The organism is Agrobacterium vitis, from assembly GCF_013426735.1.
Taxonomy (GTDB): domain Bacteria; phylum Pseudomonadota; class Alphaproteobacteria; order Rhizobiales; family Rhizobiaceae; genus Allorhizobium; species Allorhizobium vitis_D.
This window is the reverse complement of record NZ_AP023272.1, coordinates 2,621,684-2,635,154: the sequence shown is the minus strand read 5'-3', so window position 1 is coordinate 2,635,154 and position 13,471 is coordinate 2,621,684. Positions and strand designations below refer to the sequence as shown.

Annotated in this window: 11 protein-coding genes; 8 read left to right on the top strand and 3 right to left on the bottom strand. The window is 56.0% G+C overall.

The annotated features are described in order from the left end of the window. The first annotated feature begins 55 nt into the window (after nucleotides 1-55). The gene (locus H1Y61_RS12220) at nucleotides 56-916 is read left to right on the top strand and encodes an RNA methyltransferase (RefSeq protein ID WP_071585267.1); all 861 of its coding nucleotides are present in this window, start codon (nucleotides 56-58) and stop codon (nucleotides 914-916) included. Then, entirely contained in the window at nucleotides 897-1,706 is an 810-nt protein-coding gene (gene murI / locus H1Y61_RS12215; protein WP_180572772.1) for a glutamate racemase, read from the top strand. Before H1Y61_RS12220 ends, murI begins: the two co-directional genes overlap by 20 nt. 30 nt (nucleotides 1,707-1,736) lie before the next feature. On the opposite strand, the gene H1Y61_RS12210 is transcribed toward murI, so the two are convergent. Continuing rightward, nucleotides 1,737-2,198, bottom strand: coding sequence for an SRPBCC family protein (locus H1Y61_RS12210; RefSeq protein WP_180572771.1), 462 nt, complete (start codon nucleotides 2,196-2,198; stop codon nucleotides 1,737-1,739). 829 nt (nucleotides 2,199-3,027) lie between these two features. Between H1Y61_RS12210 and H1Y61_RS12205 the strand changes: the two genes are divergently transcribed. From H1Y61_RS12205 to H1Y61_RS12195, 3 genes are all read left to right on the top strand, one after another. Next, on the top strand, nucleotides 3,028-4,320 hold the full coding sequence (locus tag H1Y61_RS12205) for a hemolysin family protein (RefSeq protein WP_180572770.1): 1,293 nt from the start codon (nucleotides 3,028-3,030) through the stop codon (nucleotides 4,318-4,320). A gap of 142 nt (nucleotides 4,321-4,462) precedes the next feature. Continuing rightward, nucleotides 4,463-5,977 carry a helicase HerA domain-containing protein gene (locus H1Y61_RS12200; protein WP_174110617.1) on the top strand — a complete coding sequence of 505 codons (1,515 nt, stop codon included), beginning with the start codon at nucleotides 4,463-4,465 and terminating at the stop codon, nucleotides 5,975-5,977. A 77-nt stretch (nucleotides 5,978-6,054) separates the two neighbouring features. Next, the gene (locus H1Y61_RS12195; protein ID WP_235680713.1) at nucleotides 6,055-7,017 is read left to right on the top strand and encodes an alpha/beta hydrolase; all 963 of its coding nucleotides are present in this window, start codon (nucleotides 6,055-6,057) and stop codon (nucleotides 7,015-7,017) included. A gap of 46 nt (nucleotides 7,018-7,063) precedes the next feature. On the opposite strand, the gene pepT is transcribed toward H1Y61_RS12195, so the two are convergent. Next, nucleotides 7,064-8,299, bottom strand: coding sequence for a peptidase T (gene pepT, locus H1Y61_RS12190; protein ID WP_180572768.1), 1,236 nt, complete (start codon nucleotides 8,297-8,299; stop codon nucleotides 7,064-7,066). A 797-nt stretch (nucleotides 8,300-9,096) separates the two neighbouring features. Between pepT and H1Y61_RS12185 the strand changes: the two genes are divergently transcribed. Together H1Y61_RS12185 and H1Y61_RS12180 are read left to right on the top strand one after the other, a co-directional pair. Further along, nucleotides 9,097-9,801, top strand: coding sequence for a carbonic anhydrase (locus H1Y61_RS12185; protein WP_180572767.1), 705 nt, complete (start codon nucleotides 9,097-9,099; stop codon nucleotides 9,799-9,801). A 4-nt stretch (nucleotides 9,802-9,805) separates the two neighbouring features. Further along, nucleotides 9,806-11,332 carry a SulP family inorganic anion transporter gene (locus H1Y61_RS12180; protein ID WP_180572766.1) on the top strand — a complete coding sequence of 509 codons (1,527 nt, stop codon included), beginning with the start codon at nucleotides 9,806-9,808 and terminating at the stop codon, nucleotides 11,330-11,332. A gap of 81 nt (nucleotides 11,333-11,413) precedes the next feature. Here H1Y61_RS12180 and H1Y61_RS12175 read toward each other — a convergent pair whose 3' ends face one another. Then, on the bottom strand, nucleotides 11,414-12,403 hold the full coding sequence (locus tag H1Y61_RS12175) for a TerC family protein (protein ID WP_180572765.1): 990 nt from the start codon (nucleotides 12,401-12,403) through the stop codon (nucleotides 11,414-11,416). 330 nt (nucleotides 12,404-12,733) lie between these two features. Here H1Y61_RS12175 and rpsD point away from each other — a divergent pair, with 330 nt between their 5' ends. Further along, a complete protein-coding gene (gene rpsD / locus H1Y61_RS12170; RefSeq protein WP_015915804.1) occupies nucleotides 12,734-13,351 on the top strand; it encodes a 30S ribosomal protein S4 in 618 nt (205 codons plus the stop codon). The last annotated feature ends 120 nt before the right edge of the window (nucleotides 13,352-13,471 follow it).

Here is a 13,471-nt window from a genome sequence, read left to right as displayed (position 1 = left end):
ATGCCCATGCAGGCGTAAATTTGCAGGGTTAGTGAATAATTGCAGGAAAGGCGCCATGGCAGGCACAAACAGCGAGCGCGAGCTTATCGCCGAGGGACCGGCGATTATTCTGGTGGAACCGCAATTGGGCGAAAATATCGGCATGGTGGCCCGTGCCATGGCGAATTTCGGGCTGGCGGAGCTGCGTCTGGTCAATCCCCGTGACGGCTGGCCCTCGGAAAAAGCCCGGTCCGCCGCATCCAAGGCCGATCATGTCATCGATGGTGCCAAGCTTTACGATACGCTGGAAGAAGCACTGGCCGATCTGAATTTCGTCTATGCGACCACGGCTCGCCAACGGGACAATTTCAAGCCTGTTGCCTCGCCGGTGACGGCGGCCTCAACTTTGCGAACCCGGTTTCTGGCTGGTGAAAAAACCGGAATTCTTTTTGGGCGTGAAAAATCCGGCCTGAAGAATGAGGATGTGGCCTTGGCCGATGAAATTGTCACCTTTCCGGTCAATCCCGCTTTTGCGTCGCTGAATATTGCTCAGGCCGTGCTGCTGATGTCCTATGAGTGGATGAAATCCACCATGGACGATGTCACCCAGACGCCGTTTCAGGGCGTCGATCAACTGCCTGCCAGTAAGGAAGAAGTTATCGGCCTGTTCGAGCATATGGAGGATGCGCTCGATGCCAGGGGATATTTCCGCCCGATCCATAAAAAGGCACGAATGATCGACAATCTGCGCGCCGTGCTGACGCGACGTGGTTTCACTTCACCGGAAATCAATGTCATGCGTGGCGTCGTCTCGTCACTCGACCGCTTCTCCCGCCGCAATCCGCGCGGCGCTGGAGCGCCTTTGGAGGGCGACGCAGTGGACGGCATTGAGAGGGACGAAGCTGATGGTAGCGGGCATGAACGAGATCAGGACTAAACTAAAGCCGATTCTGGTGTTTGATTCCGGTATTGGCGGCTTGACCGTCCTGCGTGAAGCCCGGGTGCTGATGCCGGAGCGCGGCTTTATCTATATCGCTGATGACGCTGGTTTCCCTTATGGCAATTGGGAGGAAGAGCCGCTCAAAGCGCGGATCGTCTCCTTGTTTGCCTCTCTTCTGGCGCAATATGATCCTGAGGCGGTGATCGTTGCCTGTAGCACGGCCTTCACGCTGGCCGGTGCCGCGCTGCGCGAAGCCTTTCCCGGCATGCGCTTTATCGGCACCGTCCCCGCCATCAAGCCAGCCGCCGAGCGCAGCCGGTCCGGCCTGATTTCCGTGCTGGCAACCCCTGGCACCGTCAAGCGCGCCTATACGCGCGATCTGATCCAGTCCTTTGCCAGCCAGTGCGAGGTCAACCTTGTCGGCTCTCAACATCTGGCCCGGCTGGCTGAAGCCTATATTCGCGGTGAGCCGGTGGAAGAGGCAGTGCTGAATGCCGAGATCGCGCCGTGTTTCATCGAAAAACAAGGCGCGAAGACCGATATCGTCGTGCTCGCCTGTACCCATTATCCGTTTCTTGCCAACGTTTTCCGCAAACTGGCTCCCTGGCCGGTGGATTGGCTTGACCCAGCGGAAGCCATCGCCCGCCAGGCGCGGCGTCTGGTGCCTGTTGTGGACGAGTGCGCGCATTCGGACGACTACGATTTCGCGGTCTTCACGTCAGGCCAGCCGGTATTTTCCACCCATCGGCTGATGCAGGGTTTCGGCCTGCGCGTGGCAGCAGGCTGACGTTTGTTACGGAAATAGCCAAAAGATAAATTATCGCGTTCGCGCGTGGAGGCTCTCAGTCAACTGTTCGACCAGGCAGGCAAGCTGTCGCAGACATTCGTCCCAGGCCAGTCGGACTCCCTCTTGCGATACCGTATCCGGAATACCGGATTGAACGATTGACAGGTCCGTTCCTCTTGCTGTCGGTTTCAACTGGATGACGGTCTCGACCCGCGCAGTCCAGAACGGGTCATCCATTCTTTCTGTGTAGCGAATGCGCTCATTGAGGACCAATTCATCGAATTCGCCAATCATCACGTAGCTTAAATCTGACGTGGTGCTGCTAAAACGAATCCTGTAACCGCCACCTTCGCGTCCATCGAAATGAAGCGGTTGGCAGGTAAAGTCCTTCCTCTGCATCCATTGTAGAACAGCCTGCTCGTCAAGAAACGCTTTATAGACGCGACTGATCTGAGCCTGGATGAGTTTATCAACGCGAATGGAAAATGCCATTCCGAGACCTTTCGCGCCCATAGGGCTATAGGTGTTCTTAAAAACAGTAGATATTCAGGGTTGTTTCATCATTTTGGAAGTGGATACACTTTAAACAGCACCCATCCGGTGTTGCGGCGATCTTTATAGGACGCCATGCGAGGGTCAACTATCTAAAGATTTCAAACTATTTTTTTTTGTTATTTCGTCTCACGCGAAATGCAATGCCGAGGCTAAGTCGCTGAAGTTGAATTATTTAGAAGTGGGCTTTCATTATCCAGATAAAAACTATTGATCATTCAACGTGTTATTGTGACTTTTATGAAATCGGACCTGCTTGAAGAACACCAATATCTGGAAAATCTAGAGTGCTACAACGACACAGAAAGCGCGATGTCATTATCGGAAAAACACCAAAAATGCTTCATCGTTTTCAAGCGAAGGCAGGCAACCTGGTCTTTGCAGGGCTCATCCTAAGGTTGTTTTTCTTGATAAATGTCAGTTATACGCGGCAAATATTGTATGAATGTCTTCTGATGTTGGCTTTTGGTGGCGTCTTGAATTTTTGTCCGGTTCAATTGCCGCTTTATATCGATGTTCCACACGCTCGCGCATTCTCACCCTCAAGACGGTGCAAAAACTTTAAGTCCCTGATGCGTCGAGATTTTGGGGCCCGATATGCTTTGTCTTCCCGTGTGATTTGTCTTTTTCGGTAAAGCGGGCGACCGTATTTTTATGGCCAAGCACCATCCATTGAAATTGTCGCGAGTCATTTGGAATGCGGCGGTGACTTGTGCTACAGATTTTATCCCGCCGCCATTCATGCGGCTCCTAAGAGATTTGAAACAGCTTGTTTGCCGAAATCGTCATTGTTGTCCTGCTCACTATCTTGAACGGCGTATTGGCAATGTCCGAACTGGCGGTCGTCTCCGCCCGTCCGGCGCGTCTGAGAGTTCTGGCCGAAGCCGGTCATCGCGGTTCTGCCGTTGCCATCCGATTGGCTGAAAATCCCGGTCGTTTTCTGTCAACCGTGCAGATCGGTATTACCCTTGTCGGCGTTTTGTCCGGCGCATTTTCGGGAGCCACTCTCGGTGCTCGATTGACGCAGTGGCTTTTGCTGCAAGGCATGTCAGAGGCTCTGGCCAATACGCTCGGCGTCGGCTGCGTCGTGGTTGGCATTACCTATTTGTCGTTGATTGTTGGTGAACTGGTGCCCAAGCAGATCGCGCTGCGAAACCCTGAAATGGTCGCCTCGCGCATGGCGGGCGCTATGCTGATCCTGTCCAAAGTTTCGTTGCCGCTGGTCTGGCTGCTGGATGGCTCGGGGCGCGCGGTCCTGTCGCTGCTCGGCCAGAAAGGTGCATCATCTGGCACGGTGACGGATGAGGAAATCAAGACGGTCTTGGCCGAAGCACAAAGTGCTGGTGTCATCGAATCGGAAGAATCACAGATGATTTCCGGCGTCATGCGCCTGGCGGACCGCACTGCACGGGGTCTTATGACGCCGCGCCGTGATGTCGAACTGATCAGCGTCGATGACACGATTGAGGAAATCCGCCAGGCTCTGCGTGAAAGCCAGCATTCCCGTCTGCCGGTGCGCAATGGCAATTCCGATGAAATCGTCGGGGTCATGCTGGTGAAAAACTTCTACGATGCCTTGGCCAATGGCGGCACGGTCGATATCCGCTCGATTATCAGCGATGTGCCGATCGTATCGGATCTGGCGGGTGCCATCGATATCATCCAGTCGATTCGCAAGACGGTCCTGCATATGGTGCTGGTCTATGACGAATACGGCCATTTCGAAGGCATTATCACGTCAGGCGATATTCTGGAGGCAATTACCGGCGCCTATCAGGAAGAGGGCGAGGAAGAGCCTGCCCTGCTGATGCGCGAGGACGGTTCCTATCTGGTCGCCGGCTGGACGCCCATTGACGAGTTTATCGAGCATATCCGTGTGCCTGTGGATGACGACCCGGATTTTACCACGGTCGCAGGCTACGTGCTGGATGAGTTGAAACGCATTCCGGCGCTAGGCGAAAGCTTCGTCAAGAACGGCTGGAAGTTTGAAGTCGTCGACCTGGATGGTCGGCGCATCGACAAGCTGCTGGTCTCGCCGGTTATGGCAGACGATCCGGATTGATTGCAGCCGCGATTGCCTGTGGGTTTCTGCGAGAAGACACAGGCATCTTCTTTTACTTTCTGTTAGGAAAAGCGGATTGAACAGCGTGGCCGCATCGCGATGCAGGAACGCGTTATCATTCCATCGTGAGGGAATATATAAGGTGCAGGTCGGGATCGATATGGGAACAGTGGCAGGTGGCCAACCTGCCAGGCTCGATATCGAGGAGCTATTGGCGACCCGTCTTCTTGTGCAGGGCAATTCCGGCTCCGGCAAGTCGCATCTTCTGCGGCGTCTGCTGGAGCAATCTGCCCAATGGGTTCAGCAGGTGATCATCGATCCCGAAGGGGATTTTGTCACGCTCTCGGATAAATACGGCCATCTGGTCGTAGACGGGGAGCGCAGCGATGCCGAATTGATCGGGATTGCCAACCGCATCCGCCAGCACCGCGTTTCCTGCGTGCTGACGCTGGAAGGGTTGGATATTGAGCAGCAGATGCGCGCAGCCGGTGTGTTTCTGAACGGCCTGTTTGATGCCGAGCGCGAGTATTGGTATCCGGTGCTGGTCGTGGTCGATGAGGCGCAGATGTTTGCCCCCTCGGTCGGCGGCGATGTCTCGGAAGACGCGCGCAAGCTGTCGCTGGGCGCCATGACCAATCTGATGTGCCGTGGCCGAAAGCGTGGCTTGGCAGGTGTGATCGCTACGCAGCGTTTGGCAAAGCTTGCCAAGAATGTCGCAGCTGAGGCCTCCAACTTCCTGATGGGTCGCACCTTTCTCGATATCGATATGGCGCGTGCCGCCGATCTTCTCGGTATGGATCGCCGCCAGGCGGAAATGTTCCGCGACCTGAAGCGCGGCAATTTTGTTGCCCTTGGCCCGGCGCTGTCACGCCGTCCCTTGCCCATCATCATTGGTGATGTGGAAACCTCAGCGCGCTCCTCCAGTCCGAAACTGATGCCCTTGCCCGATGCGCCGCAGGATGTGGAGGATCTGATCTTCACGCCCGATCCTGAAGAATTTACCCGCCCGCTCGTTCGCCGTGCGCCGCCAGCTCCCCGTCCGACCACCGATATTCTGGCCGAACTGGCGCGAGCAACGCCGGTGAATGTCGAGGATGTCGCCCCGCAAAGATCGTCACAGCCGGAAATTACCGCCGAGGAACGCGAGGAGCGGATGGCTGCGGTGCTGGCAGAAATTCTCGACGATCCGCAGGCGGCCTATCGCACCGATTCCGTTCTCTATCAGGAGTTCCTGGTTCGAGCCCGCATGCGCCGGGTCGGCGGTCCACCGATGGCGATGGGTGAATTTCGCCGCCGCGTCGCCGTGGCGAGGGCTGATGTCGATGAAGAGACCGCATCCTCTGATCGCTGGCAAGAGGCGCTGTCTTTGTCAACGCGGGTTTCGGATGACCTGCAGGGCGTTTTCCTGCTAATTGCCAAGGCAGCCATCCGGTCCGAGCCTTGCCCTTCCGATTTGCGGATTGCCCGAGCCTACGGCACTCATTCCGCCCGCCGCGCCCGCCGGCTGCTTGGATATTTCGAGGAGCAGGGCATGGTCGTGGTGCATACGGATTTTTCCGGAAAACGCATCGTGGCCTTCCCCGATCTGGAATCCGAAACCAAGCCGGGTGATCCGAACGCAGCCGATATGCCGGATAGCCGCAGTGCTGCGGAATAGAGCTTATGCCACGGTTTTGAACATGGAGCCTTGCTGACTGGCCAAGTTGTGCCGCAATGGCTGCCCATGATGGGCTGATGACCAAGTTTTCCCTAGCCCTCCGACGGAGGCATGTCCTGAGCCTTGCTTCTTTGAGTTTCCTGGGTTTTCTGACATCCGGCCAAGCCGCATCTCTTGCACCCGGTGAAGTGCCGCTTTGGCCGGGCCGGGCGCCGGGCGGTGGCGGTCCCCGGCTTGGCAGGCGGACCATTCACAAGGCGGCATTGCTGCGGATTGCTACGCCAACCCTGCGGATGGTCCGTCCGCAAACCTCAAATGGGACAGCCGTGCTGATTGCACCCGGCGGCGGTTATCATTTCGTTGAGGAACGCAAGGAGGGCGAGGCCGCCGCGCAATGGCTCGCCGCCCGTGGCGTCACCGCTTTCATTCTCACCTACCGTCTTCCGGGCGAAGGTTGGTTTGTCGGTCCCCGCGCGCCATTGCAGGATGCCCAGCGGGCCTTGCGGTTGATCCGGGCGCAGGGTGATGCACTTGGCCTCGACCCTCAGAAAATTGGCAGTATGGGATTTTCCGCCGGTGGGCATTTGATGGGCATGCTATCGACACGCTTTGCTGAGCCGATCTATTCGCCGGTGGATAATGCCGATACGCTGTCGGCAAGGCCGGATTTTACCCTGCTGGCCTATCCGGTGATTACCCTGAAGGCTCCCTATAATCATACCTGGACCCGGGTCGAGATGGTCGGCAAACATCCCAGCGATGCCGATGTAGCGGCCTGGTCGGTGGAAACCCATGTCAGTTCCACTTGCCCGCCTGTCTTTATGGCCCATGCCAAGGACGATCCGGTTGCCAATATCGAGCATTCCCGGATGATGCAGGCGGCTTGCCGCAAGGCCGGTGTTTCTGCCGATTTGGTCGAACTTGAGCAGGGCGGTCACGGCTTTGCCATGGGCGAAGGGAGCATGGGGAAAACGCCCAGGCCGCCGGTGGTCTGGACACCGGCGCTTGAGGCATGGATGCGGGACCACAATCTGGTTTGATCCAGCATCGTACCGAAACCGGTTTTCGGTACGATGCTATAGCGCGTCAGTTTGCCCGTTCTTCCCAGACCTTTGCCAGTTCCACAATGGTTTTCACGGCGACTTCCATGTCCTGAACGCTTATCCATTCCAGTGGCGAGTGATAGGCATGACCACCAGTATAGATGTTGGGGCAGGGCAGCCCCATGAAGGACAGGCGCGAGCCATCGGTTCCGCCGCGAATGCTGTGCAGCACGGGGGTGAGGCCAACGCGGCGCACCGCTTCCTCGAGATTATCCATCACCATCGGATATTGGTCGAGCACCACTTTCATATTGCGATACTGCTGCTTGACCTCGAATGTGTAGGTCGATCCGGGATAGTCGCGCATCACATCGCGGGTAATCTCTTCCAGCAGTGCTTCCTTCTGCGTGAGTCCCGCATCGATGAAATCGCGTATGATGAATTTCAGGTGAGCTTCATCCATGGAGCCGCTGATGTCGGTGGGATGAATGAAGCCCTGGCGGCCCTCAGTGGTTTCCGGGGTCTGGTCCTTCGGCAGCCGGGCAATGATGGCGCTGGCGATCTTGATAGCGTTTTCCATCCGGTCCTTGGCCGTGCCGGGATGGATGGCAACACCGGTGATGGTGATATCCACGCCATCCGCCGAAAATGTCTCGTTCTCGATCTCACCGATCGTGCTGCCATCCATGGTGTAGCCAAAGGCTGCGCCTAGCTTTTTCAGGTTGACCTTGTCTGCCCCGCGTCCGATTTCCTCATCGGTGGTGAAAAGGATTTTAATGGCGCCATGCCGGATGTGCGGATTGTCGATGATAAACTGCGTCGCCGTCATGATTTCGGCAATACCAGCCTTGTCGTCGGCACCCAGCAGCGTGGTGCCATCGGTGGTGACAATGTCATGGCCGATTTGCGTGTTGAGCTGCGGATTTTCGCTGACGCGGATGATTTGATTGTTATCGCCGGACAGAACGATATCCCCACCCTGATAGTTTTTCAGCAGTTGGGGCTTCACATTCGTGCCGGTGAAATCCGGTGCCGTATCCATATGCGAGCAGAAGCAGATCACCGGAACCGGCTTTTCGACATTTGCCGGAATGGTGGCATAGACATTGCCGTGCTCATCCAGATGCGCGTCGGACAGGCCCATGGCCAGCAATTCGCTCACCAGCACATGGCCGAGGTTTTTCTGTTTTTCCGTGGAAGGCTGGCTGGTTGATTCGGGGTCTGATTGTGTGTCGATGACGACATAGCGCAGAAAACGGTCGAGAATTGTATCGGGCATGCGGGCGGTCCATCACGGTTTGTGGCTATGGTTGGTGGCCACGGTTTGGGGCGGGGTCGGGCTTTGCCCATCCACGGGATATGCGATGCCGACCTACGGCACCTGCAATTCTACAGTATTCAATTTGCGACATTGTTGACGCAAAAGAGATCCTGTAAATGTAAGCGTTTCACAAGACGCAGGTTTGCTCAACCCATTTGTAATGCATCCGCATTTTTATCTTTCACCATTGGCAGCGGACCATACTCAAGCAAACACTGTCGGAAATGACCCTCTCGACGCGCGGTTCCTTGACATGACATCCGCCGCGTTATTGTTCGCCAAGACTAAAAGAATGTCATAATATTTATTTTTCTCTATGCATCCTAAGAGAGTATTTTGATTTAATATTGCGGCGCGGAAAAATAGCTTTCCTTTAATAAGGACTTGCGGAATTGAACGAAATTTGAAAATTTCAATATTTTAAATTTCTATGATTTTTATCAAGTCTAACATTCAAATCGTTGTAATTCATATATAAAAAATCCTGAATTTTTACCGATTGATAAGCGGACTTTTGAAACAATAACAGAAAAGTGATCCATGTTTTTGCTGCATGGCAACAAAAACCACAATTTCGTCCTTCAAATAAATTACTCTCGGTTGTGTAGGCAGGGAATGGTTAAAGGGATCAGTTTGATCCAGCCTTGCACGATAACCAGCCGGATTGCTGTGTCATATCCGCGTCGCTCACAACACGGATGCAATGCATCCCGGCATCAATATCTAGCCAGCTATTTATCAGGAGGATTTTCGCAATGAGTGATTTTTTGAAGCGCGTTTCGAGTTTTCGTGAAGACGTATTTCCGACCCACTCGGGTCTCTATCGTAAACTGGCCCGGGAAGGGCAGCAGCCCCAGGCCTTGATGATTTCCTGCGCCGACAGCCGGGTCATGCCGGAAGTGATTACCCAGTCCGGCCCTGGTGAACTGTTCGTGTGCCGCAATGCGGGCAACATCGTCCCGCCGTTCTCGACCATGAATGGCGGCGTTTCCTCGGCCATCGAATATGCGGTGGTGGCGCTTGGCGTGCGCGACATTGTCGTGTGCGGCCATTCCGATTGCGGCGCCATGAAGGGTCTGTGCAATCACGAACTCCTGGCGCCGATGCCCAATGTGGCCGCCTGGTTGCGTCATAGCCACGCCGCTTATTCCATCGTCTGCGAGGCCTATCCTAATGATCTGCCGCACAAGGACAAGGTGCGGGCTGTGGCAATGGAAAATGTGGTCATTCAAATCGATCACCTGAAGACCCACCCCTCGGTCGCCGCCAAACTCGCCACAAATGACATAAACCTGCATGGCTGGTTCTTCGACATCGAGACCGGTGAGGTGCAGGTTTATGATGGCGCGGAGAAGCGCTTCCTGGTGATCGAGGGTGAAAAGGCGCTGCCAGTAGCGGTGTCCGGGCGTGCCACGCCGCATATCATGGCCGATCCTCTCGTAGTAGTGGCGGCGGAGTGAGGTGATGGAAAAAACCAGTTCTGCTCTGACACGGGACATTGCCTCGTCCATCGTTGTCTTTCTCGTCGCCATCCCGCTTTGCCTCGGCATTGCTATCGCATCCGGTGTGCCGGTGGCGATGGGCCTTGTCTCCGGCATTGTCGGCGGTATCGTTATCGGCGTCATCGCCGGTTCACCCTTGCAGGTCTCCGGCCCGGCGGCAGGCCTTGCGGTGATCGTTTTCGGCTTCGTTGAGGAATATGGACTTGTTCTTCTGGGGCCTGTGCTGATCGTCGCCGGGTTTTTGCAAGTCCTGGCCGGTTATCTAAAGCTCGGCTCCTGGTTTCGCGCTATTTCCCCCGCCGTCGTGCATGGCATGCTGGCGGGAATCGGTATCCTGATCGTTCTCGGCCAGGTCCATGTGTTGATGGATGCCAAGCCCGCCGCCGGTGGCGTTGAAAATGTCGCGGCCATGGATGAAACCATTGGCAAGGTGTTTAGCGGCAGCCTGAGCAGTCACAGCATGGCGCTGATGATCGGCCTGATCTCGTTGCTGGCCATGGTTGGCTGGGAAAAACTGAGGCCAGCCCGGCTGCGGCTGGTGCCCGGCGCGTTGATCGGCGTCGCTGCCGGGACGTTGCTGACGGTTGGCCTCGACCTGCCGATTGCCCGTGTTCAGGTTCCCGCCACCCTGTTGGAAGGCATTCGCTTACCAACGATGGAAAGCTTTGCCGGGCTTGCCCAACCGGGAGTGATCGCCACCGTGCTGATCATCGCGGTGATTGCCAGCGCCGAAACCCTGCTATCGGCTGCTGCCGTCGATAGGATGCATGACGGTGAGCGCACCCGTTTCAACAAGGAACTGGTGGCGCAGGGCGTCGGCAACAGCCTGTGCGGCCTGTTGGGCGCCCTGCCGGTCACCGGCGTCATCGTTCGCTCGTCTGCCAATATCCAGGCAGGCGCTGCAACACGTCGTTCCACTATTCTCCATGGAGTCTGGATCCTGGCACTGGTGGCGCTTCTACCGCAATTACTGGGCGTCGTGCCTTTGACTGCCCTGGCGGCGGTGCTTTTGGTGACAGGCTGGCGACTGGTAAGCTTGCAGCATGTGCGTCACCTGTTCGATCATCACGGCTGGGTGCCGGTGGCGGTCTGGGCTACGACAGTCAGTCTTGTCGTCGTCCAAGATCTTCTGGTGGGCGTGGCTGTCGGCCTGTTGCTGTCGATCATGGAAATCATTCCGTTCCTTCGCCGTAAACTGCATATCGACCACCACGAGAACGATGAATCGATCCAGTTGAAACTGAAAGGCGTCGGCACCTGCCGGGACGTTCCGGCATTGCTGGCCACACTGGAATCGCTGCCCGATGGAAAGAAGGTGCTGATCACGCCCGCAGGGCTGCATTATGTTGATCACACCTATGCCGAAACCCTGACGGAATGGGTGACACGCGAAAGACGGGCAGGGCGGCCGCTTGAGGTGAGTAGGTCCAGTCAGCTTGCCCCGAAAGTTGCTTCCATGGTGGATCGGCTCTGCGTCAAGCCTGCATAAGGAAACGACACGACAGATCCAGACACAGAAAAGGGGCGGCCCATAAAGCCGCCCCATCTTTTGTCTTGGCTGGAGAGAAGGTTACCCTTCGATAACATCCTTTTTCGCGTCCTTGCGGGTCGCCCACAGCGATCCGACGATACCAGCCGCCAGGATAGCCAGCGTGATGGTTAGCGACAGCAGCGGCGGGATCTTGGCGATACCCAGCATGTCGGCAAGAAAGATCTTCGAGCCGATGAAGATAAGAACGACCGACAACGCATATTTCAGGTAAGCGAAGCGGTGGATAAGGGCGGACAGCGCGAAATACAGGGCGCGTAAGCCGAGGATGGCGAAGATGTTCGAGGTGTAGACGATATAGGGATCCGTGGTGATCGCAAAAATCGCCGGGATCGAATCAACCGCAAACACCAGGTCAACGAATTCCACCATGATCAGTGCGAGAAGCAGCGGCGTGATATAGGTTTTAAGCTTACCAGTTGTTTCGTCTTGCTTACGCACCACGAAACGGTCGCCTTCCAGCTTGTCGGTGACAGGCAGGTAGCGCCGCGCCAGCTTCAAAGCCGGGTTGTTGGCGACATCATATTCGCTATCGGCTGATAGCAGCATTTTGACGCCGGTAAACACCAGGAAGGCGGCGAAGAAATACAGAACCCAGTGGTAGCTTTCGACAATGGCCGCGCCTGCCGCAATCATGATGCCGCGCAGGATGATCACGCCGAGGATACCGTAGAGCAGCACTCGGTGCTGATAGGCGCGAGGGATGGCGAAATAGCCGAAAATCATGGCGATGACGAAGATATTGTCCATCGCCAGACTTTTTTCGATGACAAAGCCCGTCAGATATTCCAGTCCGGCCTGCGGACCCGATTGCCACCATATCCAGCCGCCGAACAGTACGCCCAGAGTGATGTAGAAGGCCGAGAAAGCGAAGCTTTCGGCCATGCCGATCTCCTTGCTGTTCTTATGGAGAACACCGAGATCGAGAACGAGAAGAAATAGAACGATTGCAAGGAAGAAAAGCCACATCCAAGTGGGCTTGCCCATAAAATCGACCCAAAGAAAATCCATCGAGGGTTTCCTTTGCCGGAGGGTTTTTGTTGCAGTTCCGACATCACGGGTATCCGGCACTCGCGTCAGAGGGGCCCGGAACTGCTGATACAACGGTAAATGTGGCGGGCTTGCCATGAGTTCAAGGCCGGTGCTTGACATTTGTAGCGGCTCTGCGTAGAGACCCCTCCAACGCCGGGTGGAAACGCCCGGTGTTTTTACGACATGTCCCGTGGAGGCTCCGCTTTTCAAGTGTGAGCCGCCTGTCAGGAAAGCCGAAAGGCGATCCAGAGGAGGGCGTGTTTCCCAAAATGGGTTCTAAAAGGCCCAATAACAACAAGAGGAAATACGATGAGCAAGCGCGCATCTTCCAAGTACAAAATCGACCGCCGTATGGGCGAAAACATCTGGGGCCGCCCGAAGTCCCCGGTTAACCGTCGCGAATACGGTCCCGGCCAGCACGGTCAGCGCCGCAAGGGCAAGCTTTCCGACTTCGGTGTGCAGCTGCGCGCCAAGCAGAAGCTGAAGGGCTACTACGGCGACCTGCGTGAAAAGCAGTTCCGCGCCACCTACGACGAAGCCAACCGTCGCAAGGGCGATACCTCCGAAAACCTGATTGGCCTGCTGGAATCGCGTCTGGACGCCATCGTCTACCGCGCCAAGTTCGTGCCGACTGTGTTTGCTGCCCGCCAGTTCGTTAACCACGGCCACGTTTCGGTCAATGGCGTCAAGGTCAACATCGGTTCTTACCGCTGCAAGGCTGGTGACGTTATTGAAGTGCGTCAGAAGTCCAAGCAGTTGGCCATCGTTCTGGAAGCCACTCAGCTCGCCGAGCGTGACGTTCCCGATTACATCGAAGTTGATCACAACAAGATGGTTGCAACCTTCGTTCGCGTACCAACCCTGTCGGACGTTCCTTATGCCGTCATCATGGAACCGCAGCTGGTCGTCGAATTCTACTCGCGTTGATTTCGATCTGAAATTCGAGAAAGCCGCCTTTACGGGCGGCTTTTTCTGTTTGCAGCGCAGCAAAATTCGATAATGATGCCTGTCGGCTTCTGCACGAAAAACGTGACTGACATGCATCTG

Coding starts and splice junctions, on each gene's coding strand:
- H1Y61_RS12220 (WP_071585267.1), top strand. CDS start 56: ATGGCAGGCACAAACAGCGAGCGCGAGCTTATCGCCGAGGGACCGGCG.
- H1Y61_RS12175 (WP_180572765.1), bottom strand. CDS start 12,403: ATGGATTTTCTTTGGGTCGATTTTATGGGCAAGCCCACTTGGATGTGG.
- rpsD (WP_015915804.1), top strand. CDS start 12,734: ATGAGCAAGCGCGCATCTTCCAAGTACAAAATCGACCGCCGTATGGGC.
- pepT (WP_180572768.1), bottom strand. CDS start 8,299: ATGCCCGATACAATTCTCGACCGTTTTCTGCGCTATGTCGTCATCGAC.
- H1Y61_RS12180 (WP_180572766.1), top strand. CDS start 9,806: ATGGAAAAAACCAGTTCTGCTCTGACACGGGACATTGCCTCGTCCATC.
- H1Y61_RS12185 (WP_180572767.1), top strand. CDS start 9,097: ATGAGTGATTTTTTGAAGCGCGTTTCGAGTTTTCGTGAAGACGTATTT.
- murI (WP_180572772.1), top strand. CDS start 897: ATGAACGAGATCAGGACTAAACTAAAGCCGATTCTGGTGTTTGATTCC.
- H1Y61_RS12210 (WP_180572771.1), bottom strand. CDS start 2,198: ATGGCATTTTCCATTCGCGTTGATAAACTCATCCAGGCTCAGATCAGT.
- H1Y61_RS12195 (WP_235680713.1), top strand. CDS start 6,055: ATGACCAAGTTTTCCCTAGCCCTCCGACGGAGGCATGTCCTGAGCCTT.